We start from the raw sequence: 22,421 nt of genomic DNA, 5'->3' as shown, positions 1-22,421 counted from the left end.
TTGGTTTGGAAGCCTACACCATACCTGTACTCAGGTTGGTGTAGGAGATGTCACTGCTAGCACGGGTTTGATAAGATGCAAGAAGCTTATGCTACAGCGCTTTGCAAGTGAGCGAGGTAGATAGAAACCCGGTTTCTTGAAGAAACGAGGTAGATAGAAACCAGGTTTCTGGTAAGTGAGGTAGATAGAAACCCGGTTTCTTTTGTGTACGAGGAAACCGGGTTTCTGTTGTGTACTTCATCCGACTGCAATCCGCTATAATGCTTCACCTATAGTCTGGGTACTTGAATTTACATAGCTTCAATCAAATAATCCGGAAAAATAAATAGGTAGCCCAGAGTGAAGGTTGAGAATACAATACCGATAATAAATCTAAAAAATAAAAATTAGTTGTAATTGCCATTTTGAATCTTGTCTAGTTATTTCAATTTGGCGGATAAATTCTCGGAAGTAAAATCGCCGCTCTGATTCTGATAAATCTGTCCAAAATTGGGGTATGGATACTGTTTGTGCGATCGCGTTTAAATTCACAGGTGGCAGTGCGGCAAGCCTAGCTTGGATTTGAGAGATTTCAGTTTTGATTTTGTAGGCGCGTAATTCTGCTGTTTCGAGATCTAATACGCCTGTTTTGGTTAAATTATCCAGTTGTTCTAGAATACCTTTTTGTTGGGTAATTTTACCAGTTAAAGATTGTTTTACTCCATCTAAACTGGGCATATTCATCTGGGCTACTGCACGGGGTAATTCCTGACAAATACTTTGAATTGTTCGCTCTAAAACTTGTTCATATCGGATCGCCTTACATTTAGAAATGTTAGGACAATTAATGGGGCGGAGATAAAGATATTCCCACTTTTTTCGTGGTTTAGTAACGCTAGTAACTGTCATGTGAGATTGACATTCCCCACAAACAATTAAACCTGCTAAGGAACGAGGGGCGCTGGCGGTACGGGGAGGTAAGCGACGATTGCGACGGAGTAATCTATCGATTTGGGCGGCTTCTTCTCGGTTTAAAATAGGGCTATGAGTATCGGAAATAATTTCGCCATTTTGATAGGCAATATTTCCTCGATAAACGGGATTAGTTAGCCAACGATGTCCAGTAGCAACTGATATTTTTTTATTGTATTTTTTTTCTAAATATCGCACTGCACCCCGCAAACAACCGTATAGTAAAAATTGTTCAAAGAAATCTTTAACTACAGGTGCGGTACTGCGATCGATAATATAACGATCTTTTCCTCTTCGGTAACCGTAGGGGGCTTTTCCTGGCGGTGGCAGGGTTTTAATCCGATTTTTAGCATGTCCTTCACGGAGGCGGCGAGAATTGGTTTCTCGCTGGATTTCACCGAGTAGTTGGAGTAATTCTGGTTGTTGATTATTTGAAGTATAGGGTTGCTCGATCGCAATTATTTTAACGCCAGTGGCTTCTATTTGGGAAATGCGATCGCAAATTTCATTCATTGAATCTCCTAATTCTTCCAAACGGCGAATTAATAGGTATTCTGCGGGTTCGCTTTGGCAATCTTTTAATAGTTTTTGTAATTCTACCCTTCCGCCTAAGTCTTGATAAACCCCATCTATTTCCCAACCCCACATTGTCGCTTCGGGGGGTGATTCTAGTAGGGGATTACTGTAGATATAGGCGATTATTTTCATTTGTTGTTGGTTGTTGGTTATTTGTTGTTTGTTGTTAGTGCATGACTTTTAACTTTATTCCCCATTCCATACTCCCCACTCCCCATTTGTAATAACTAACCTTGACTCAATTCAATAATGTTACTATCTGGATCTTGGGTAAATAGAGCTTCTCTACCAGAGGCACTCATTTTGATGGGATAGCCATGTGCTAATAATTGAGTTTTGGCTTCATTTAAGTTAGTAACAGAGAAAGCAATATGAGGATTGCGACCCCATTTTTCTGAGTTTTGTAATTCTGTTCTGATATTGGAATCGTGGATAAGGTGTATTTGAAAATCGCCCACTTGATACCAAGCTCCGGGGTATTTTAAGATGCGGTTTATTTTAGATATTCCTAAGATAGTAGTATAAAAATATTCGGCTTTTTCTAAATCTGATACGATAATGGCGGTATGGAGACACTGAGTAAGTTGCATAATTTTTTGTTCAGTTATATTTTAAGATAACACTATAATTGAATTCCATCATAATGGACTTAAGATATTAGCCAATAGTTCTAACTAATGGTAATTTATTATAACTAATTCAAGTTAATTTTTGAATTTCCGAAATACTCAAGCCAGTCTTCTGACTAATTGTTTCCATATCCAGTACATCCAAAAGTTCCCTAGCAATTGCTAATGCTTTTTCTTTCATCCCTTCCTCTCTCGCTTCCTGTTTTGCTTTCAGAATCGCATTGTGACTATCATGAATAAACATTTCTCGCTTTTCCAGTGATTCCAACTCCCGTTTAGTTAGTTTACTCTGTCTGGCAATATCGAAAGCTTGATTAATTTCCGGGATTACTGCCATGCTTGGTGGTACTTCTCTCAAAGTATTGGCACTCTTGAGGAAGTATAGCCACTTATCTGTTACTGTTTCCAATTCTTCTAGCTTTTTAGCAAACTTGGGTAACTCCACAAATACTAATTCTATATCATCAGTGTAATCTGTTAAATCTTGCTTTTCTTTTAGGCAATAGCTAGATATGATTTTAGCCGTATTTGGAAACATTTCAAAGTCGGTAATCGTCAAGGCAATTACTGGGTTGAGTAAGTTGTAATCTTCACCCACCCCAAGTTGAATTGAGAAAGCTTTTGCCGCGTTGTATAGTACCCGTTTCTCAAACCCTAAGAGGTTTAATACCTGCATTTCAATAATCACAGTTTTGTTTCCAGTAATTATTGCCTTCACGTCTAAGTAAGAATCTTTAATACCTTTAATCCGAGGTGCTTGATAGGGATCAATAATTTCTAGGTATTGAATAATCTTTTGTTCTTGATATAGAATAGCATTGAGGAAACTAATTAAAATATCTTTGCTCTTTTTTGCACCAAAAATTTTCTTAAAAGCAAAGTCGGTTTTGGGGTTAATGAAGGTCATGAGTTATTTTACTCCATTGGTTGAAATATTGGCAGTATCGATAACTTATACCATTCTCTAATTATACCAAATCAACTTCCATCAATTTCAATCTATAGGGGCGAAGCATTTGCGCCCGGATTTATCTGGTAAATCAGGATTTCTATCTGCAAATGCTTCGCCCTCATCGGATTTAGACAAGAGGTGTATTACACTAACCGTGAGTTACAGCTTCCTTAGCCAAAAACTTCTCCAATTCCATCAAAGCATCCGCATCAACTTTAGTCTGCATCGGACAGAATTTGGGACCACACATGGAACAGAATTCAGCAGTTTTATAGATATCTGCTGGTAATGTTTCATCGTGATATTCTTTGGCACGTTCCGGATCGAGAGATAATTCAAATTGACGATTCCAATCAAAATTATAACGCGCTTTGGATAGCTCATCATCCCTGTCTCTTGCCCCTGGGCGATGCCTTGCAATATCGGCAGCATGGGCGGCTATTTTATAGGCAATTAATCCATTCCGCACATCTTCGGCATTGGGTAAACCTAAATGTTCCTTCGGTGTAACATAGCACAACATTGCTGTCCCATACCACCCCGCCATAGCTGCCCCAATTGCTGAGGTAATATGGTCATAACCGGGAGCAATATCTGTTACTAGTGGACCTAAAACATAGAAAGGTGCTTCAGAACACTCTTCCATTTGTTTTCTGACGTTAAACTCAATTTGATCCATCGGTACATGTCCTGGTCCTTCTACCATTACTTGGACATCATGTTCCCAAGCTTTCCGGGTTAATTGTCCCAATGTTTTCAATTCTGCTAATTGAGCGTCATCGGAAGCATCGTGAGTACAACCGGGACGAAGGGAATCCCCTAAACTGAAAGAAACATCATATTTTTTGAAGATTTCGATAATATCGCCGAAGTGGGTATAGAGAGGATTTTGTTTGTGGTGGTGCAGCATCCACCTCGCCAGAATACCGCCACCGCGAGAGACAATTCCGGTAATCCGGTTTCTGACTAAGGGCAAATGTTCGATCAGAATTCCGGCATGGATTGTCATATAATCCACGCCTTGCTGGGCATGTTTTTCAATTATATGAAGAAAGTCATCCGGTGTCAGATTTTCCATGTTGCCATGGACACTTTCTAATGCTTGATAGATTGGCACAGTACCAATTGGCACAGGAGAAGCTTTGATAATAGTGGTGCGAATTTCATCTAAATTACCGCCACCAGTGGATAAATCCATCACGGTATCCGCACCATATTTAACTGCCAGATTCAGCTTGGCAACTTCTTCATCTAAATTAGAAGAATTAGGAGATGCGCCGATATTAGCATTCACCTTACATTTAGAAGCAATACCAATAGCCATCGGTTCCAAATTAGGATGATTAATGTTCGCTGGGATAATCATCCTACCCCGTGCCACTTCCTCTTTAATTAAATCAGGTGGCAGGTTTTCCCGCTGGGCAACGTATTGCATTTCTTCAGTGATGACACCCTGGCGGGCATAGTGCATTTGAGAAACATTATCTTGCCCGCGCCGTTTGGCAATCCATTCTGTTCGCATTATTGATATCCTTAATAAACAGCTTCCCTCCGCTGGTATTACCCAGTCTCAGGTTCTAAGGGACTGTCTCAGTCCGAGCGCTCGGACACCCCTAGCTATGGTTGTGAATTGTATCACTCGATCTGAGTCAAATTTTCTAGGTAAAGAAAAAATTTACTTTTTGTATCAATTGTTTAAGTAACTGGGCAGGAGGGCGGATTGGGTGGATGATTTTTTCACCACAAAGACACAAAGACACGAAGAAATAGATAATTTTGTCTAGTTATTCGTTGTTGAGGGTAATTTTTGACTAAGGGCGATGGCGCAACCTGCGACTAAAAATGCGATCGCGCTTAAAATAGCGGTAGTTATCGGTGTGAGAGAATTTAGATGGGGAAATACTAGTCCAAATAATCCTGCCCCAGCGGTGACTCCGCCAAAATACATGCCAATCCCTAAACCCGCACGCTCAGGGGGTATCATGGAGAGGGCAAAGGGTATGGCACCATTCATAATTAAACTGAAACTCGCGATCGCAATAACTATTATGATTGTGGTGGTTACTCCTTTGGTACTGGATATCATGAGTATTAATGGGATAATTACCCCAATCCCAAATAGCATCGCTTTACTATTTCCTAGTTTAGTTGCGATCGCGCCTCCTGGCAAGGCGGCACAAGCTAAGGAAATACCAATTATGAACATTACCGAGGGCACTTTTGCAGCACCAAGCTGGTTTGTCAAGCATTTCTGAATAGTGGGCATAAAAAAACTAGCACCCCAAGTTACCATAGCCCCTGTCAGAAATAGTAATCCTAGATTGGGGAGTAGGGAGTGGGGAGTGGGGACAATTCTCTGTAGAGGCGAAGCATTTGGGGGATAACTTTTATTGTTTAACCAGGATTTGACTCTCCAAATGCTTCGCCCTGACTGGGGAATTAAATTCTCCTCTATATCCCCCATCCTCTCATCTCCTACTATTTCTGGTGGGTTAATGAAACGTAGAATAGTTGTTGCTAATAGTAAGACAAACGAACCAATAGCAAAAGTAATAGCTGGTCCCCATCCTAAAAAAATCTTACTCGTTAAAGGTTGCAGCGAGCCAATTAATCCACCTGTCAAAGTTAATAGACTTGCGGCTAAAGGTAATGTAGTAGGTGTGGAGTATCTACCTAACAAAGACATAACGGGGCTGCGAAATACCGCCATTGCCAAAGCCCAACAAATAATCACAATCAGCAATATTGTCCGAAAAACCACCGTCGGCTTACCAAATATAACTATAGCGGGAATCAAGATAAATAGCGCCGATGACAAAACCACACCCACAGAAATAAAAGGAAACCGCGTCCCCATCCAATGCCGGGTTTTGTCAGACAAACCACCCATTAAAGGTTCCATTACTGCTGCTAATAAGTTTTCAATAATTAGCAGAGTTAAACCCAACCCTACAGGAAAACCAAACTGAACCAAAAGTTTAGGCAAATATAACTTATAAATCACCCAACAGAGAGTAATTGCTCCCTGGATCCCTGCTAAACCCAGCACCTGTAACCAAAGTACTTTAACCTGAGAGTGAGGAGGGATTGAATCAGTAAGATTTCTTGACATATTGACAACGCGATCGCTAATTCCTAAAATTATATCTTCTCATCCTAATTCCTTTGCGCCCTTTGCGTCCCCCTTTGCGCCCTACTCTTGCGAGAAGCCGCTGCGCGTCTAGGCGTTAAAAACATCTAATTATTACTTCCTGAGTAATTTCATCCTTGATATCAGATATCCATCCATATTTTTACGATAGCCCATCCAATTGAGATTTACTCAATAAAGCAGTACCATAAGCAGCCGCAGTATGAGCAGATGGCAGAATTGGCACCTGTAGCTGACGTGCCCGAATAGCAGTCCAAGTCATATTTTTCGCCCCACCACCAGCAGTATATATATGAGTTAAACGAGTTGCTCCTAACTCTTGTAATAATTGATATCCTCGTCCTTCAATTCGGGCTATACTCTCCAATAAACCATGGAGAAATTCTACAGATCTTGCTGGTTTTGGTTCCAGTCGAGGAGTGAGATTAGGATCGTTAATTGGAAAACGTTCCCCCGGTTTCAGTAAGGGATAATAATCTAATAAACTCTCTTTCTTTGGGTTAAGTTCCCGACTCAGGCATTCTAATTCATTATCGCTAAAAAACTCTCGCAATACTGCCCCACCCGTATTCGATGCACCACCTGTTAACCATAAATCTCCCAACCTGTGACTGTAAATTCCATATCGGATATCTTCTACACGGGTATAACTCAATAGTTTCAATACTAATGTGGAACCCAAAGAAGTCACCGCTTCACCAGGAGAATTTGCACCACTAGCCAGAAAAGCAGCAATACTATCTGTAGTGCCAGCACAAACAAGACAATTCCGTGTCAATCCCAATTTATTAGCAATTTCTACAGTTATTTCAGCAATTGGCGTTCCCGGAGCCAGAACTTGGGGTAATATTGATATTTCTGGTAAGTTTTGTAGCCAATCAGGATAGGATAAGGTTTCTGGATTGTAACCTAACTTGAGGGCATTATGATAGTCACTAATTCCTGGCTTACCATGCAATAAAAAAGCTAACCAATCCGCTTGATGGAGAAAATAGTAATTTTTACTTTTAACTTGGGAGTTTTGACTTAGCCACAGAAGTTTCGCCAGACTAGAAGTAGCACTTAAGACAACATGATTAGGTGGGGCAATTGCTTTTAATTGTGCCATCACCGCTAATCCACGTCCATCGTTATATAAGATAGGCTCGGCGAGAGGATTGCCATCGGCATCGCACAAGAGTACCGTAGAAGAAGTACCATTAATTGCGATCGCGTTTATTTCCTTTATTATTTCCTGGGGAATTTGCCCGATTAAGCTAAACAAAGCATTCCGCCAGCTTCCTGCTAAGTCAGTGCCAGATATTGAAGCAAAAGAATATTGGGCTTCCGCTTGAATAATATTGTCAGAATCAATAACTATAGCTCGTGCGCCCGATGTGCCAAAATCAATACCGAGGTAGAAATTCATGGGAAGAGAGTTTTGAGTTTTATAGCAACCGCCAAGGCGGTTGAGCCATATAATGGAGGTAGACCTTAATCTTACTCCAGGTGTGCTGGAAGGAAACCCATGCCCAAACCCTACAGTTACGATCTCCGTCAAAAGGTAATCCAAGCCATCAAGCTTGATGGGTTAAAGATTACTGAAGCCAGCGAGATATTCAGTATTAGTCGCAACACAATTAGATTATGGCTGAAGCGGGAACGGGAGACGGGGGATTTTCAAGCATTACCGAATCAACCGTCTGGTAATGGACACAAAATTACTGATTGGGGAGAATTTACCAAATTTGTCGAGCTTAATGGAGATAAAACTCAAGTAGAGATGGCCAAACTATGGAGGGAAGAAATTAGTGATCGTACCATATCACGGGGATTAAAGAAAATTGGCTTCAGTCGTAAAAAAAACTTATGGTTATCAAGAAAGGGATGAAGTTAAACGACTTCTCTTTAAAGAAGAGATAACGCTGTATATGCCGCAGGAGCTAGTGTATATAGATGAGTCGGGGATGGATAATAGAGAAGATTATAGCTATGGTTGGAACGAAAAAGGAAACCGCTTTTATGCTCTAAAAAGTGGCAAAAGACAAGGGCGAGTTAATATGATTGCTGGTTATTGTGATGGTCAGTTATTGGCTCCATTTACTGTGGAGGGTTCTTGTAATCGAATCGTGTTTGAAACTTGGCTAGAAACTTGTTTAATCCCAACGCTAAAACCGGGACAAATAGTGATTGCTGATAATGCCACCTTTCATAAAGGTGGTCGAATTCTTCAATTAATTGAAGCCGCAGGTTGTCAGTTAAAATACTTGCCATCTTCTGAACCTGATCTTAACAAAATTGAGCGCTGCTGGTCATGGCTAAAAAGTCGAATTCGTAAACAACTAACTCAATTCGACTGTCTCAGGGATGCAATGGAAGCTGTGCTTCGCACAGCGGCTTAACCGCCCTGGCGGTTGCTATAACTGGGAGCCGGAAACTGTATCATCTTCTCCTGAAGAAGAGGATACAGGAATAACTCCTGGAGATATTAAATAAGGTGCAAGTTTTTGGGCATAACCTATGGAGCCGATAAAGAAGAAAGGTGGCTGGCAACCATCAGGTTTGATTGGTACGATACAGGAATGAGATCCTGACGATACTTGGGCGTGGAAAATACTAGCTAGTTGTTCAATTGTCGGTGTCTGAAATAAAGTAACTAGAGGGATATTTTTCCCAAATATCTTTTCAATTTCAGAGAAGAGTCGTACTCCTAGCATGGAGTGTCCGCCAAAATCGAAGAAATTGTCTGTGATACTGATGGGTTGGATACCTAAAACTTTCTCCCAAATTTTTGTTAGTTGTCGTTCTAATTCATTGCGAGGTGCGATAAATGTTACTGGGGATTCTTGTCTAGATTTATCAGATTCTGACACAAAGGTGTTATTTTTTACCTTAACTGACAGAGAATCAAGGGGTTGGGCTGGATTGGCAACAATGCTTTCCAGTAATATCTGGAAATTAGCCACCATTTGAGCGATGGTAGATTCCTCAAACAGATTTGTTTTATACTGAAGTTGCCCATTGAGTTCTCCTAAAATTTCTCTCATTGACAGGAATAGCTCGAAATCTGCTGTTTCCTGTTCTTTTTTCAAAGGTTTAACTGCAATACCTGCTAATTCTAAGGGGCGAAATGGTGTATTTTGTAAGATGAAAGTGGCTCTATTTAATGGAATTCGAGCTAGATTGGGAAACTCAGATAGAGTCTGAAAGGGCAAATCCTGATGTTGTTGCGCTTCTAAGGTAACTTGACTCAACCGACTCCGCCCCATTCGCTTTTATCTAATGTATGAATGACATTGGCAATTTTGAGACGTTTTTCCATCAGCTACCTCCTTAAGATAGTGTTGATATCAAGTTGCTTTCAAATATCTAAAACTTACCTCTCCCCCAACCCCTCTCCTGCAAGGAGAGGGGAGCTAATTTAATTTGCTTTTTGAATGCAATTCCCTATGAGTTGCTAGCTAAGAGTTGACGCTTAATAACTCGCATTTCCTTTTCGGCATAGAGTTTTTGATACAAGTGAAGATATTTTTCTGCCATTTTGTAGGCATCAAAATCTATTTCCACTCTGGCGCGTGCGGCTTTTATGATTTGCTGTCGTTGTGCTGATGGCATCTCCAAGGCAGATCCCATCGCCGCCAGGAGACTTGAGCGATCCCCGGCTTTGTAAATCAGCGCTTCTACACCAGCTTCAGCCATTTCAGGAATGCCAGGAATATCGGGAATAATACAGAGATGCCCAGTTGCCATAGCCTCTAAAACAACTAGCGGATGTCCTTCATAATCAGAAGTCATGACAAAGATACTGCCAGGAGGAGTAGTGCGCCACGGTTGGGGCTGATATCCCCAAAACTGAACCCGTTGAGTTAACCCGAATGCGGCAACGGAATCGCAACAATTTTTCATCAAACTGCCATCACCAATAATAGAAAGTTGGCAATCTGAATATTCTGCGGCAATAACTGAAAACGCCTCAATTAAACGTAAAGGTACTTTCTGAGGCTCTAACCTGCCAACAGAAACAAACAGAGGGGATTGACTTTCTGGTTCCCGACAATCAAACGGATATTTTTCTAAAATGATACCGTTATATATCGTCATCATTAGTTCGTCTGGAACCCCATCCACTTCGCGAAGATGTTGTTTGACTCCTTCAGAAACACAGATAATGCAATCTGTTAAATTCGCCAGTTTTCGCTTGATGCGTTGCTGTCGGGAATTCTCATGTAAATCTCGGTTATTTTCAGTGGTAACAATTACTGGGACTTTGACTCGATCAGCAGCTTGTCGTCCGAGGGTATCTCCCCAAAATAAATTGGTATGAACTACATCTGGACTAATAGTTTGAAAGGTTTCCATTAACCATTCCATTACCTGAATGGAAGGTTCAATTTCTTCATCCGCTGTCAGTAAGCGACTGAATACGGGAATGCTCAAATCCTGAAAAAAATTGCGATCGCTCTGGTCGGATTTGTAGGTGACGATGACATTCTCAACGCGATCGCGATCTAAACAGCTTGTCAGCGTTTGCAAAAACACCCCTACACCGCCTGTTATATTGAGGTTCAGTTCGGGAATGACATGAGCAACTTTGAGACATTTGGGTATCGAATTTGGCATCATTACGCTACATTCTCTGACGGGGTTAATTTATTAGCAATCAGCCTTGATAAAGAGCCAATTGTTTTAAAAGCTTCTAGATTAATCTCCGTCTCGGAAAACTGAAAATCAAAATGTTGTTCTACGAGGACAATTAACTCCACAAAGCCGAGGGAGTCTAAATCTAGCCCTTCTCCATCTAGTGCTGTATTCTCATCAATATTTTTTGTCTTTAAAGGCATGTCCAACTCTTCTAAAATCAGAGTTTTCAATTTCTCGACAATCGTTTCATTTATGGTTTTACCTCAATACCTGTTTATTGTTTACTGATTGCTGCTGTTTAGATCCCCCTAAATCCCCCTTGAAAAGGGGGACTTTGAGAACTAAGTTTAGATCCCCCTAAATCCCCCTTGAAAAAGGGGACTTTGAGAACTAAGTTTAGATCCCCCTAAATCCCCCTTTTTCAAGGGGGATTTTGAGAACTAAGTTTAGATCCCCCTAAATCCCCCTTGAAAAAGGGGACTTGGAAAACTATTCTCCCCCCTTTTTAAGGGGGGTTGGGGGGGATCGAAGCATGACATCTGAAAGAAACATTAATATCACTCCCATTAAAAATCTTTGACAAAGTAACTTGCCGGAAATTTCTCTGTAATCATCATGATCGGTTGGCGATTAGAAAAGACCCGATAAGTCCGAGATAGCATCTTATCCTCCTTTGATATTTGAAAATAATCAGATAATTTTTCCGCAGGTTCTTGACTTGAATCAACGATTTCCTTGAAGGTCTCACTTCTATGTTCTAGCCATAGCTTGCCGATGGGTATTTTTGAGTTGAGTAATTGATCTCTGAATTTTGGCTCTAATCTATCAGGTACAATGATAGATTCGGCATAAATAAAGTTTTTGCGACTAATTTTACCTTGGAGTAATATTTTTCTGTCAATTACCTCATTACCTACTTTTAAATTTAGGTAGGGAATATCTTGTTTGGTTGCCGCGATTTCTTCGGACAACTTAACTATCCGCATTGGTTCAAATAAGTAAGCTTCCAATATTTCTGTTACGGTGCCATCAGTAGTCAATAAAATTCTTTGAAAAGGACTCAGCTTAGATGCTTCAATATGGTTTCGCGCTAATGAGTCATCTAAATCTGGTCTCATCAACTCGTACTGGTTTATCTGTTTTTCGTTGATTGCTGACGCTGGCATCATTAGACTCCATGAATATTTTGTTTGACCTTACTATTTATTTTTGTTTACTGAAGTAGCAGTGTCAACCAATTTTTGTAGATCAACCTTGCCAGTGGGTAACAACGGCAATGCTTCTAGAATACAAATGCGATCCGGAATTGCTCTCCTTGGCAAAATCTCAAAACAAGCGGTTTGAATCTCCTCTTGATTAAGAGATTTCCCCGGAGTAAGAGTGCAGTAAGCAATAATTCCCTTCCCCCGCAGCGTTTCTCCTCTAGCCACAACTGCCACCGTTTCCACACCGGGAATAGTTGCGATTGCTTTTTCCACATCCCCAAAGAAAACTAACAAACCATCCCGATTGACACTGCGATCGCTCCCATTTCCGTGCTACCGTACAATGGTAATAAGCAACCGCACAATGATTCATACTGGTGAAATGTCTTGACTTTCAGGCGATCGCCCGCCACAACGGTAAACTTGTATTCTCTGGCTACCCTGCGTACTTTTAGTAATGTATCACAAAAGCTTGGGGTTGTAAAGGCAATATTCGGATTAAATTCCTGTTCTCGCTGAATATATTTTATCGGATTAGAGTTTTTCTGCAAGTCGATGGCAGCCCCTGCCAAAATACTTGGTAAAAATGCTGCACCTAATCCGTACATGTGAAAGATTGGTACGGGAATTGCAATGCGATCTTCACTGTTAATAGTCAATCTCTCCACACAATTTTTAGCATTTTTCATCAGCTTGGTGTGAGAGTGTACTACTATTTTAGGAGTGCCAGTACTACCTGAAGTTCGTAAGTAGAGTTGGGGAAACTTAGGATTTATCTGATATCCAATCCAATCTTCGTTTTCACTGAGGGAAAACAAATGCTCAATATCTCTTAAATCAGTAGTACTTTCCGTACTGAGCGAAGTTTCAGCTTTAATTCGATATCGACAAAATTTCGGTATAAATGAACTAGCATTACTGCCTGGAGGCGCGTTAGATTCCTTTGGTAACAGGAGAAAACTATAACCGTTCTCCAAAAGATACAGCAAAACCAACGCACTGGGCAGAGAATTATCGCATTCCAATACCAGGCAATCTTCAGTGTTAATCTCTCCTTCGGTAAAATATCTCTGAATCTTTTTCCAGATATCAGGAATTTCCAGATAATCACAAGTTAGCTGTCCATCGGTCAAGACATTTTTATGGCTAGTTGTTGCTACTGCCCCATGACTAAAAATATTCATTTGAAAAAAAATGTTCTGGATTGCTCGTACTATAGGTGAACTAATTAACTCTTACTTGACACCCATAAAAAAATACTTAAGAGCCAAGACAATTCATATCTCAAGGTTATCCAGAAAAAATTGTTTTATCAATAGGATGGCGTTGTCTTAATTTTTCAGCCTATTTCGACTAAAATATTGTTCTAATATTTTTTTTTAAAGGTATTTAAAAATGCAGAATCCAGACTACAAACCTGTATTTTTGTGATAAGTTATCGATGAAACATAAGGTTTTATCTCCAGATTCTGACACTCTTGAGCGTCGCTACCGCTACGAAGAGTGCCTTTCCATGGTTTGAAAACACGCCCTCGCGAGTTACAATCAGAAATAAAATAGTTTTATGGCAGATCTGAGCGGCACATGGTTAGGAACCTACTGGCAGTTGGGAATACCGACTAGATTTGAGGCGACACTACTGCAAAGCAGCAATACCCTAACTGGCAATATTCTCGATGACAGCTACCTGGGAGAAGCGACATTAATTGGTGAAGTGATGGGAAGGCGTATCCAATTCACCAAACGCTATCTCACCACCTCATCCACTCTCATTAATTACAGCGGCACTGTTAATGAAGATGAAGATTTCATGCAGGGAGACTGGAGTATCCGGGATTCTGACTCTGGAAAGTGGGAAGCGCGTCGCAGTGGTGATAATCTAATGCTGGAGCTGCGAAAGCTTCAAGAGCAAAAAATACCTGCATTAGCTGGTGGCAGCCGCAGAGGAATGGGCAGCGCATCATGACTACTGAAACCAAAACGATTAAGCTGGACCAATTTCTCAAGTGGATTGGTATTGCTAGCACTGGCGGTGAAGCTAAAGTAATGATCCAAAATGGTGAAGTGCAAGTTAATGGTGCAACTGAGACTAGACGGGGGCGTAAATTAGGATCGGGTGATGCCGTAATGGTACAAGGAGAAACCTACAATGTTGACTTGAATACCTAATTTGTATTCTACCGATCGCTTGCACCATTTGCAATAAGCCCGGGCGAATGAATTCGCGGCTACACAAACAAAGTCTGCCAAGGCAGACTAAAAGGCAGTTATTGACTAACCCGCGTCGGCGGGTTTTGTTTGTGTAGATGCGGTTTTAACCGCCATTTGACATTGGTGCAAGTTATGAGATTCTACCAACTCGCTTTCCCTCCTTCACTATATCTACCTACAGGGAAAAAAGCGAAAGTTGTTCTACCATTTCTTTTCCCTGTGGCGTATTTCCCTGAATCAAATTGTAAATATGATCGCCAATTGCTTTTGCCAAAAGTACTGGCACAGCATTGCCAATTTGCCGATATCTAGAAGTTACTGAACCACAAAAATACCAGTCATCAGGAAAAGTTTGAATCATCGCCGATTCACGTACACTAAGAGGTCTAAGTTATATGTCTTTTTCGACTACAGCTACCGTGTGAAAACCCGCTTTTTCTAAACCAAGATCCAAACCAAAAGCACCTGTAAAGAGGGAAATAGAGATTGGTTTTCGATTGATTAACTGTTGCATCTTGAACGAGACTATGATAGTATAATTAGCTGTTATCAGTTGGTATCAATTTCGATCGCTTTATTTTTTGAGGATAAGCCAGACTTAATTATGATTTTAGACTTAGGCACATTAAACCTTTTGGCTAGTAGATCGATCAACTCTTTATTAGCCTTCCCATCAACAGGCGGTGACTTCAGGTGAACTATCAGTGTCCCATCTTCAGATTCTTCTATCTTTTGCTGTTTAGAATTAGGCTTAACTTTCACTTGCTTTTTCATTTATAAAACTTAAAACGGAATTCGTACCACTGCGTTAACAAAACTCAAACGTCAAACCTCAAAACTTAAAACTTAAACCTCCCCATTATGGAATCACCAATTGACCGTTTTAAACTCTCCCAATCAGCCAAAGATCAACTCACAAAGCTAAAGCGGAACACCAAAATCGATCAGTGGAATATCCTGTGCCGCTGGGCATTCTGTCGTTCCCTGGCTGAACCCACCATCCCTTCCCCCGTACCAATCCCCGCTGACTCTAATGTAGAATTAACCTGGCGGGTTTTTGGGGGAGAGATTGCTGATATTCTGTTAATCGCCCTCAAACAACGCTGCCAAAATGATGGATTAGGGAGCGACAAGGAAACCCTCGTCACCCAATTTCGTCTCCACCTTCATCGGGGCATTGGTTATCTAGCAGGGGATCTAAATATTAAGAAAATTGAGGATTTGATTGAATTGGCTCTCGAGCCTCAAACTTAGGCTGGGGCATATCCATCAAACAACCTGTAATCCCATCCCACGGTAGATTGCGGTCATTACCCACTCTACACCCTGAAAGCGGACATCTCCGTAAATAATCCGGAAAGATATAACTTCCTTCGGTAATTAATAGCGTATCCCTGCTCAGGCTTAAGATGCAACTATGTCAACTTGCTCGACTTCCATATACAGCACTTTTCAGGTACGCGAGGTACAGAGAAACCGGGTTTCTTTAAGAAACCCGGTTTCTGGGCAGGGCTGTTTCATTCTCCTGCAGCAACAGGTTAAAACCTTTTGCTACACAGCCTAAACCGCCCTTCGGCGGTTCAACTTATTTGTTAATAAGCTAATGCAAGACTTGCTAACCTGCGAAGGCAGGTTTTGTCTGTGTAGCGACAGATTTCAATCTGTCGTAAAATTTGAGAATGAAACAGCCCTGGGTTTCTGGGGGGTGCTTCATCAACCTACAATCTCCTGTAAATGTATCCAAAATTACCAGTAGAAACATCTACTTTGAGTAAAGTTATCAGTGCGACGATCCCTTTGATTTGTAATTAGTGAACCATTGATTATTCGCATCCCAACCAAGAGCAAACAGCAAACCATCACTATATAAACTCGACATGAAATCAAAATCCTGGATAGATAATGCCGAATATTTGTTCCTCGCTGGCTCTGCTGTAGGCACCGTTGCGGCGGTGATATCTAAGCAGGTAGTCTATGCCGCAGCGCCCATGACTGTAGCACTTGGACTCAATATACTTAATCGCCGTCAATTTCAACAACAAATTGATGAAAATATCAAAAGTGGACTGGGACAAACTAATCAGATAGTTCAAGCTTTAAATAAAGAAGTTCAGGCATTACCAGAGATCAATAGTCAGATCAATAGTCTCAGTCAAGAGTTCAAAATTAGACCAGAGAAACCAGCGATAGAAGAATCTAAAATCGCTCTTGCTCAACTATCAGATCAGCTAAATGCCTTAGTTTTACGTGTGGATCGGTTATCGATTCCCCTAGATGTCGATCTCAACCGAATAGGAGAAGAAATACCCAACATCAATATGCGGCTCGACAATCTGACTAGACTCTTAAATGAGCCATCAGATAACCAAAATATTGAAGAATTGAAACAAGCGATAGCACAAATTACCGATTCGCTCAATAATCTCAACCAAGAGTTCTATAACCGACAGGAACTCCAAGTAATAGACTTGCTGCAAACAGCGATTGTACAGCTAACTGAGCAGCTCAATGGCATGTCTGTGTCTTTAAATCAGCCACCTCCTACTTCTGATATTGATCTAAATAATATAGAGGCAGAAATTGCCAATACCAACAGTAAATTAGAAGCATTAACATTAGAGGTAAATCAGATATCGGCAGCCCCGAATATTGAAGTCACTGCAATAGAACAATCGATGTCGAAAATGGGTGAATCCATCGCTAACATTAGCAGTCATTTAGATTCTCTAGACCAAAAGTTTAATAATAGATCAGAACCCCAAGAAATTACTGACTTAACAAAACAACTCGACGCTCTTCTCTTGTTTCTTAATCAGCAACCAGATACTCCAAAGGTTGATCTAACTGAAATTGAAAGCGCGATCGCGCAGTCAGGCGAAGCCATCGCACAACTAGCAACTCAACTAAATGAACTCCACCAACAGTTTAATAATCGACCAGAAACTCAAGTAATTAATGAGTTAACTACCCAACTCAATGCAATTAGTAATCAAGCACAAACTACTCCAGAAGTAGATATTAGTGGAGTAGAAGGCGCGATCGCGCAGTCAGGCGAAGCCATCGCACAACTGGTAACTCAACTAAATGAACTACACCAACAGTTTAATAATCGACCAGAAACTCAAGTAATTAATGAATTAACTACCCAACTCAATACAATTACTAATCAGCCACAAACTATTCCAGAAGTGGATTTAAGTGGCGTAGAAAGCTCAATTGCACAACTGGCAACTCAACTAAATGAACTCCACCAACAGTTTAATAATCGATCAGAAACTCAAGTAATTAATGAGTTAACTACCCAACTTAATGCTATTAGCAATCTGCCACAAACTACTCCAGAAGTTGATCTCAGTGGCGTAGAAAGCGCGATCGTTTATATTACTGGTCAACTAGACGAACTGCGCCAACAGTTTCAGGCTCAAAACCAGTCACAAACCACAGAGCAATTCCAAATATTAGAGGAAGCAATCTCAGATATTTGCGAACAGATAAACGCATTAACTTCGCGTTTAGATACTTATCCTGTCTCTGAAGAAACAGAACAAAATCAAGCAGAAATAACGACCATAGAGCGTCAGGATAATGACATTTCCTCACTTCTAGATCGTTCGCTAATTGATGGAGAAGTTGAGAAAAATGAGGAACCAGAAACTACCCCAAAAACTCAAGGAGACGCTACCACATCACCTCTGGATAGTTCATCGATTGCCCAAGATATTGACTTAAATGAAGAAGATCGAGCAATCCTAGAGATTAATCGTCAGATTGATGCCTTAAACCAACAGTTCAACAACCAACCAGAGACACAAGCAATTAAGCAAATAAAAACAGCAATTGCTCAAATACAACAACAGATCAATACTATTGCTTTGCGCCTGGGTAATTTACCGACTCCCCTAGATGTCGATCTCGGTGCTTTAGAGGAAGTATTCACAGACATAAACACTCAATTAAACAGCTTAAAGGAACAGGTTAATGCTCGACCAGAAATCCAATCAATTGAGCAGTTAGGAGATGCGATTACCCAACTAACAGATCAACTAACTACTATGATCTTTCGTCCTGATTCTCCATCCACGCCTTTAGATAAGGATGCCATATCAGATATTGAGTTTCAATTGAACGCCATGGCTTTGTGTATGGAGAATCTACCTACTCCTCCAACAGTTAATTTAAGTGGAATAGGAGGAGCGATTTCTCAAATAAACAATCAGCTTGATACTTTGCACCAACAACGCGAGCCCCAAGTGGTTACACAAGCAATTGAACAGTTAGAAATTGCGATCGGAGAATTGATAAATCAGCTCAACATCGTAGTGTTGCATCTTGATAATTTACCTGCTCCCTCGGAAATTGGTTTCGATGATGAAGAGCCAAATATAGCCGATTTACAATGGTAAATACAGCAGATTTAAAGTGAGTGAGGTACAGGGAAACCCGGTTTCTCAAAGAAACCCGGGTTTCTGCCGTGTACTTCACTCATTCGATTTAGTTTAGTTTTTCAGTAGGGTGTGTTAGCGCAGCGTAACGCACCATCGTCATTATCAGTAGCGTGACTTCGTAAGTCTTGTCTTAGATAGATTGAAACATTAATCTACAGAACAAAAAAGCAGTTAGAAGTCTCATCTAACTACTTTTCCTAACTTGCTAAAAATTGACTTAGGCTAAAAAATCTACCAATTAACCTTTGATCCCTTTGCGACGAAGGCTCATCAAGCCTACCACGCCTAAACCTAACACAGCTCCAACAGTACTCGATTCAGGCACAGCCTTAACCTTAACAACCCAATCCTGGAAGTCAGAATATTTTCCACCGTTGGGTGAGTTGTACATACCATCTTCAGCACCGATGAAGTAAGCTCCTGCTTCCGAGACAGTCATAGTTGTCATATTTGGCTGTTCATCAGACTTTAAGTTGAAGGTATAGCTATCCTTCTGATACACACCGAAACCAGTGCTTACCTTGCCATTATTCTTCAGTGCTAGCTGATAGGTAGAACCTTGAGCAAAAGTAAAGTCAATGGTGCAGGGCTTGATAGTCACATTGCCATTGCTGTCGGCTGTACAGGTTCCCAACCAATCATTGGCGTTGTTGGAACCCCCATTAGCCTTTTGGCTTTCACTGAAGAGAGAGGTAAAGCTGCCGTTAACGAAGAAGCCAAAGTCCGATGTAGCCATCCCTCTTGAACCCAAACCAGTTGGTGTAAGTACGCTAAATTCGTAGGTTTTGCCATCTCCTGTGAATGTACTGGCTTTGTAGGGAACATCTCCGGTGGTATTCTGAATAGCAGTACCAGGTGTAGGAGTCGCGTCAAGCCCCAAAAAAGTAGCAGCTTGCGCAGCAGCCCCAAGGCTGAAAACGGCAGTAGCTGTAGCAGCGGCGATACTTAGGCTAGGAATTAGTGTAGGTTTCATGGTAGTCAATCCCCGAAAGTCAAGATTTTGTGAATTCATTGTGTTTATTCAGTTAACCCTTGGATTAGCAACTTATTTTTATTGGTTGCCTTACAGGTGGTTACTGGATTATTTATTCCTTGTTTAAAGTTATATCTGTCTTTAACCATCCTTGTCTATAGGTTTTGCGCTTCTTCTTGAAGTCTTCATAAGTTGAGGATTTTACATAAAGTTTCTGTGAAGTTTTGGTGAAAAGCACTTCTAGGTGGTTGGGAGAAATACCATTAGTTACAGCAATTTCCAGGTATGTAAGTTACATAAAAACCCGGTTTCTCAAAGAAACCGGGTTTTTATGAGAGGTACAGAGAAACCCATTTCTCTATATCTCACATACCTGAAAATTGCTGTAATTTACAAAAAAAGGTAGCTGGAATCAATCTCAGCTACCTTCTTTATTTCCTAATCTGCCAACTTAGGAAGCTTTATTGTTTTTGCGACGGCGTAAGAATGTCATAGCGCCAGCAACTAGCCCTAATCCACCTAATGCAGCGGGTTCTGGTACAGGCTTAACCTTAGCACCGACGATGAAATCTTGAATATCACCATCGACTTTATTAGAGTCATTAATTGCTACGAAAAAGTCATAGCCACTCGTGTAAATTGTCTTGAATTTGCTAGGTTTACCCTTGCTCAGAGCAGTTGGTCCTGTTGTATCAAACTTGTATGAATCAGCCCAACTGATAATCCCTGGCATAGGTGCTGTGGCTGCATCAGCAAAATTACCGGTGTGTTGTGTAAACTCTGTTTTACCCTTTGGTGCGGTGAGTCCAAACTTGTAATTACCATCCTGAGCAAACTTGTACCAAACCGTGCAAGTCGTAACAGTTTTACCGCAAGTTCCTTCCCAGTCATTCTTCGGATCATTGCTGCCGGGATCGTATCCTGGAGCTTTCTCAGAAAATAGAGTGTCAACTAGTGCCATCGTTCCAGCATTATAAATACCAAAATCTGACCGGAACATCCCATGAGACTCTAAGAAGGTAAAGTCCACCATATCACCTGCTTTAGCGGTGAATGTCCCATCATTAGCTGGATTTAGACTGAAAGCTTGAGCAGGAAAAGCGGCGAAAGCTAGAGTACTTGTAGCAACTAACCCGGCAAAGATGGAAATGGTCTGATTTTTCATTAAGTTTTTACCTAGTGATGAACTGTGTAAGAAATGTATCCTGATGAGACTATTGGCTACTTACCGGATAGAAAATCAAGCGATCGCAGATTAACAATATATATTTGTATAACCTTTACCTATCTTTGGCTCGCCCTTGATTAAATCCTTGTTTTTCCTCTTTGATATACAGTAGCGTCTTAGTATTGGGCTTTGCAATACCCTAAACCACATCTTCATCAAATCTTCATAGAAGTCACTAGTTTTCTTCATCAAAACTTCACACGACTAGGAACTATAGACTGACCTATAGAATCTGAAAGTTTTGTCGAGTATAGCTTCTATACATTTAAGATCCCCGACTTCTCCAAGAAGTCGGGGATCTTTCTCTTAGTGTATCTAAGTCCACCGTGTAACTGTTATCCCCAGTCCATCAAACTAGGAAACTCGATTGTTTTTGCGACGGCGTAAGAATGTCATCGCGCCAGCAACCAATCCTAAACCAGCCAATGCAGCGGGTTCAGGTACGTCTTTAACGTCAGCACCAACGATGAAATCTTGAATATCACCATCGACTTTATGGGAGTCATTAATAGCTACGAAAAAGTCGTACTTACTCGTGTCAAGTTTTTGAAACCCCCAATTAGCCACATTACCAACACCACCTGGTTGGTTTTTGATCGTAGTTGGTCCTACCATGCTGCGGTTGTATACATCAGCATCGCTGATAAATCCTGGCATGGGTCCTGTAAGAGTTGTCATTGGCGCAATGGCTACACCTTCATCAAAGGTTCCGGCGGCGGCTGTGTATTCAGTCTGACCCTGTGGCGCAGTTAGACCAAACTTGTACTTGACACCAGCATCGAACATATACCATGTTGTGCAAGGAGCAGGTGTAACAGTTACGCCACAAGTTCCTAACCAGTCACCATTAGCATCGCTGCCAGGACGATCGTATCCAGGACGATTTTCTGAAAATAGAATATTAGATTGGTTAGTTTGAGTATTGTAAACGAGAAAGTCTGACCGGAACATACCACGAGACTCTACGAAAGTAAAGTCTACTTTAGTTGCCTTGTCAAACATAATCGTCCCATCTGAATTTGGCTGGAGACTAAAAGCTTGAGCGGGAACAGCGGCTACAGCTAAAGTAGTACCAGCAATTAAACCTGTAAAAATTGACGTTAGTTGGCGATTCATGGATCGATCCTCTGAATGGTATATCGAAAATAATGTTCGGCTTATTCGTCGGCTAATTAAGGAGATAAACCAAGCGATTCCAGCTCTCTATCCGTCAATTCCTACCTATAGGTTACTTAGCTGTTATCCCTGTGTTTTCTCTGATTCCGCTTCTTTATTCAAGATAACTACAAAACCTTGAGATGTGCAATAGAAAAACCAATTCTTTACTGAATCTTCATCGAAACCATTATTGCTTCATCTCACCTTCACAAAAGATAGAAATTATTTAGTAATTTCATAGTCTTTATATAGGTATTTATTACCTAATAATACAGAGAAACCCGGTTTCTCAAAGAAACCGGGTTTCTGGGGTGTACCTCAT

21 protein-coding genes, 1 pseudogene and 1 riboswitch are annotated in these 22,421 nt (G+C 40.9%); of the genes and pseudogenes, 5 read left to right on the top strand and 17 right to left on the bottom strand.

Annotated features, from left to right (window positions below):
- Positions 1-372: 372 nt before the first annotated feature.
- From NJ959_RS07985 to NJ959_RS07960, 6 genes are all read right to left on the bottom strand, one after another.
- Complete coding sequence (locus NJ959_RS07985; protein ID WP_254011227.1) at positions 373-1,659, bottom strand: recombinase family protein; 1,287 nt, start codon at positions 1,657-1,659, stop codon at positions 373-375.
- A 95-nt stretch (positions 1,660-1,754) separates the two neighbouring features.
- Complete coding sequence (locus NJ959_RS07980) at positions 1,755-2,117, bottom strand: VOC family protein (RefSeq protein ID WP_254011226.1); 363 nt, start codon at positions 2,115-2,117, stop codon at positions 1,755-1,757.
- Positions 2,118-2,226: 109 nt separating this feature from the next.
- A complete protein-coding gene (locus NJ959_RS07975) occupies positions 2,227-3,063 on the bottom strand; it encodes an Rpn family recombination-promoting nuclease/putative transposase (protein ID WP_254011225.1) in 837 nt (278 codons plus the stop codon).
- Positions 3,064-3,256: 193 nt separating this feature from the next.
- On the bottom strand, positions 3,257-4,630 hold the full coding sequence (gene thiC, locus NJ959_RS07970) for a phosphomethylpyrimidine synthase (RefSeq protein ID WP_254011224.1): 1,374 nt from the start codon (positions 4,628-4,630) through the stop codon (positions 3,257-3,259).
- Between the two features lie 7 nt (positions 4,631-4,637).
- Positions 4,638-4,733: riboswitch (TPP riboswitch) on the bottom strand.
- 155 nt (positions 4,734-4,888) lie between these two features.
- Positions 4,889-6,220 carry an MFS transporter gene (locus NJ959_RS07965; RefSeq protein WP_254011223.1) on the bottom strand — a complete coding sequence of 444 codons (1,332 nt, stop codon included), beginning with the start codon at positions 6,218-6,220 and terminating at the stop codon, positions 4,889-4,891.
- A 181-nt stretch (positions 6,221-6,401) separates the two neighbouring features.
- Complete coding sequence (locus NJ959_RS07960; RefSeq protein WP_254011222.1) at positions 6,402-7,667, bottom strand: FGGY-family carbohydrate kinase; 1,266 nt, start codon at positions 7,665-7,667, stop codon at positions 6,402-6,404.
- A gap of 99 nt (positions 7,668-7,766) precedes the next feature.
- Between NJ959_RS07960 and NJ959_RS07955 the strand changes: the two genes are divergently transcribed.
- Positions 7,767-8,640 (top strand): IS630 family transposase gene (locus NJ959_RS07955; RefSeq protein WP_254011221.1). Its coding sequence is split into 2 segments (ribosomal slippage): positions 7,767-8,096 and positions 8,098-8,640, totalling 873 coding nucleotides; the frame shifts between segments, so codons are not numbered across the junction.
- A gap of 15 nt (positions 8,641-8,655) precedes the next feature.
- Here the strand turns inward: NJ959_RS07955 and NJ959_RS07950 are convergent.
- From NJ959_RS07950 to NJ959_RS07925, 6 genes are all read right to left on the bottom strand, one after another.
- Positions 8,656-9,492, bottom strand: coding sequence for a phosphopantetheine-binding protein (locus tag NJ959_RS07950; RefSeq protein ID WP_254011220.1), 837 nt, complete (start codon positions 9,490-9,492; stop codon positions 8,656-8,658).
- A 193-nt stretch (positions 9,493-9,685) separates the two neighbouring features.
- Positions 9,686-10,861 carry a glycosyltransferase family 4 protein gene (locus NJ959_RS07945; protein ID WP_254011219.1) on the bottom strand — a complete coding sequence of 392 codons (1,176 nt, stop codon included), beginning with the start codon at positions 10,859-10,861 and terminating at the stop codon, positions 9,686-9,688.
- Positions 10,861-11,109 (bottom strand): phosphopantetheine-binding protein, encoded by a 249-nt coding sequence (locus NJ959_RS07940; protein WP_256528933.1) that lies wholly within the window; start codon positions 11,107-11,109, stop codon positions 10,861-10,863. The genes NJ959_RS07945 and NJ959_RS07940 overlap by 1 nt, the downstream gene beginning before the upstream one ends.
- Positions 11,110-11,445: 336 nt before the next feature.
- A complete protein-coding gene (locus NJ959_RS07935; protein WP_254011217.1) occupies positions 11,446-12,048 on the bottom strand; it encodes a chorismate--pyruvate lyase family protein in 603 nt (200 codons plus the stop codon).
- Positions 12,049-12,078: 30 nt separating this feature from the next.
- A complete protein-coding gene (locus NJ959_RS07930) occupies positions 12,079-12,378 on the bottom strand; it encodes an AMP-binding enzyme (RefSeq protein ID WP_254011216.1) in 300 nt (99 codons plus the stop codon).
- Complete coding sequence (locus tag NJ959_RS07925) at positions 12,372-13,268, bottom strand: AMP-binding protein (RefSeq protein ID WP_254011215.1); 897 nt, start codon at positions 13,266-13,268, stop codon at positions 12,372-12,374. Before NJ959_RS07925 ends, NJ959_RS07930 begins: the two co-directional genes overlap by 7 nt.
- A gap of 380 nt (positions 13,269-13,648) precedes the next feature.
- On the opposite strand from NJ959_RS07925, the gene NJ959_RS07920 reads away from it, so the two are divergent.
- Both NJ959_RS07920 and NJ959_RS07915 read left to right on the top strand, forming a co-directional pair.
- Positions 13,649-14,050 (top strand): hypothetical protein, encoded by a 402-nt coding sequence (locus tag NJ959_RS07920; RefSeq protein WP_254011214.1) that lies wholly within the window; start codon positions 13,649-13,651, stop codon positions 14,048-14,050.
- Positions 14,047-14,253, top strand: coding sequence for an RNA-binding S4 domain-containing protein (locus NJ959_RS07915; protein ID WP_254011213.1), 207 nt, complete (start codon positions 14,047-14,049; stop codon positions 14,251-14,253). Before NJ959_RS07920 ends, NJ959_RS07915 begins: the two co-directional genes overlap by 4 nt.
- Before the next feature lie 217 nt (positions 14,254-14,470).
- Here the strand turns inward: NJ959_RS07915 and NJ959_RS07910 are convergent.
- A pseudogene (locus NJ959_RS07910) lies at positions 14,471-14,686 on the bottom strand (DNA cytosine methyltransferase); the annotation flags it as partial.
- Between the two features lie 158 nt (positions 14,687-14,844).
- Complete coding sequence (locus NJ959_RS07905) at positions 14,845-15,069, bottom strand: DUF167 domain-containing protein (RefSeq protein ID WP_254011212.1); 225 nt, start codon at positions 15,067-15,069, stop codon at positions 14,845-14,847.
- 87 nt (positions 15,070-15,156) lie between these two features.
- On the opposite strand from NJ959_RS07905, the gene dndE reads away from it, so the two are divergent.
- Together dndE and NJ959_RS07895 are read left to right on the top strand one after the other, a co-directional pair.
- Positions 15,157-15,549 carry a DNA sulfur modification protein DndE gene (dndE, locus tag NJ959_RS07900; RefSeq protein ID WP_254011211.1) on the top strand — a complete coding sequence of 131 codons (393 nt, stop codon included), beginning with the start codon at positions 15,157-15,159 and terminating at the stop codon, positions 15,547-15,549.
- A 623-nt stretch (positions 15,550-16,172) separates the two neighbouring features.
- Complete coding sequence (locus NJ959_RS07895; RefSeq protein ID WP_254011210.1) at positions 16,173-18,698, top strand: hypothetical protein; 2,526 nt, start codon at positions 16,173-16,175, stop codon at positions 18,696-18,698.
- A gap of 280 nt (positions 18,699-18,978) precedes the next feature.
- Here NJ959_RS07895 and NJ959_RS07890 read toward each other — a convergent pair whose 3' ends face one another.
- The 3 genes from NJ959_RS07890 to NJ959_RS07880 form a co-directional block, all read right to left on the bottom strand.
- Positions 18,979-19,752, bottom strand: a complete 774-nt coding sequence (locus NJ959_RS07890; RefSeq protein ID WP_254011209.1) for a PEP-CTERM sorting domain-containing protein — start codon at positions 19,750-19,752, stop codon at positions 18,979-18,981.
- A 412-nt stretch (positions 19,753-20,164) separates the two neighbouring features.
- On the bottom strand, positions 20,165-20,878 hold the full coding sequence (locus tag NJ959_RS07885; RefSeq protein WP_254011208.1) for a PEP-CTERM sorting domain-containing protein: 714 nt from the start codon (positions 20,876-20,878) through the stop codon (positions 20,165-20,167).
- A 417-nt stretch (positions 20,879-21,295) separates the two neighbouring features.
- Positions 21,296-22,057: a PEP-CTERM sorting domain-containing protein gene (locus NJ959_RS07880; RefSeq protein WP_254011207.1), complete on the bottom strand. Its 762-nt coding sequence runs from the start codon at positions 22,055-22,057 to the stop codon at positions 21,296-21,298.
- Positions 22,058-22,421: the final 364 nt, after the last annotated feature.

The organism is Limnofasciculus baicalensis BBK-W-15, from assembly GCF_024178385.1.
Lineage (GTDB): Bacteria > Cyanobacteriota > Cyanobacteriia > Cyanobacteriales > Coleofasciculaceae > Limnofasciculus > Limnofasciculus baicalensis.
Note: the sequence above shows the minus strand (reverse complement) of the source record. Positions and strands in the feature narration are given on the sequence as shown.

Bases quoted from the DNA above. Each gene is read 5' to 3' on its own strand.
- NJ959_RS07960 (WP_254011222.1), bottom strand. From the start codon at position 7,667: ATGAATTTCTACCTCGGTATTGATTTTGGCACATCGGGCGCACGAGCT.
- NJ959_RS07895 (WP_254011210.1), top strand. From the start codon at position 16,173: ATGAAATCAAAATCCTGGATAGATAATGCCGAATATTTGTTCCTCGCT.
- NJ959_RS07980 (WP_254011226.1), bottom strand. From the start codon at position 2,117: ATGCAACTTACTCAGTGTCTCCATACCGCCATTATCGTATCAGATTTA.
- NJ959_RS07965 (WP_254011223.1), bottom strand. From the start codon at position 6,220: ATGTCAAGAAATCTTACTGATTCAATCCCTCCTCACTCTCAGGTTAAA.
- NJ959_RS07985 (WP_254011227.1), bottom strand. From the start codon at position 1,659: ATGAAAATAATCGCCTATATCTACAGTAATCCCCTACTAGAATCACCC.
- thiC (WP_254011224.1), bottom strand. From the start codon at position 4,630: ATGCGAACAGAATGGATTGCCAAACGGCGCGGGCAAGATAATGTTTCT.
- NJ959_RS07945 (WP_254011219.1), bottom strand. From the start codon at position 10,861: ATGATGCCAAATTCGATACCCAAATGTCTCAAAGTTGCTCATGTCATT.
- NJ959_RS07890 (WP_254011209.1), bottom strand. From the start codon at position 19,752: ATGAATTCACAAAATCTTGACTTTCGGGGATTGACTACCATGAAACCT.
- NJ959_RS07905 (WP_254011212.1), bottom strand. From the start codon at position 15,069: ATGAAAAAGCAAGTGAAAGTTAAGCCTAATTCTAAACAGCAAAAGATA.
- NJ959_RS07935 (WP_254011217.1), bottom strand. From the start codon at position 12,048: ATGATGCCAGCGTCAGCAATCAACGAAAAACAGATAAACCAGTACGAG.
- NJ959_RS07925 (WP_254011215.1), bottom strand. From the start codon at position 13,268: ATGAATATTTTTAGTCATGGGGCAGTAGCAACAACTAGCCATAAAAAT.
- NJ959_RS07920 (WP_254011214.1), top strand. From the start codon at position 13,649: ATGGCAGATCTGAGCGGCACATGGTTAGGAACCTACTGGCAGTTGGGA.
- NJ959_RS07975 (WP_254011225.1), bottom strand. From the start codon at position 3,063: ATGACCTTCATTAACCCCAAAACCGACTTTGCTTTTAAGAAAATTTTT.
- dndE (WP_254011211.1), top strand. From the start codon at position 15,157: ATGGAATCACCAATTGACCGTTTTAAACTCTCCCAATCAGCCAAAGAT.
- NJ959_RS07915 (WP_254011213.1), top strand. From the start codon at position 14,047: ATGACTACTGAAACCAAAACGATTAAGCTGGACCAATTTCTCAAGTGG.
- NJ959_RS07885 (WP_254011208.1), bottom strand. From the start codon at position 20,878: ATGAAAAATCAGACCATTTCCATCTTTGCCGGGTTAGTTGCTACAAGT.
- NJ959_RS07880 (WP_254011207.1), bottom strand. From the start codon at position 22,057: ATGAATCGCCAACTAACGTCAATTTTTACAGGTTTAATTGCTGGTACT.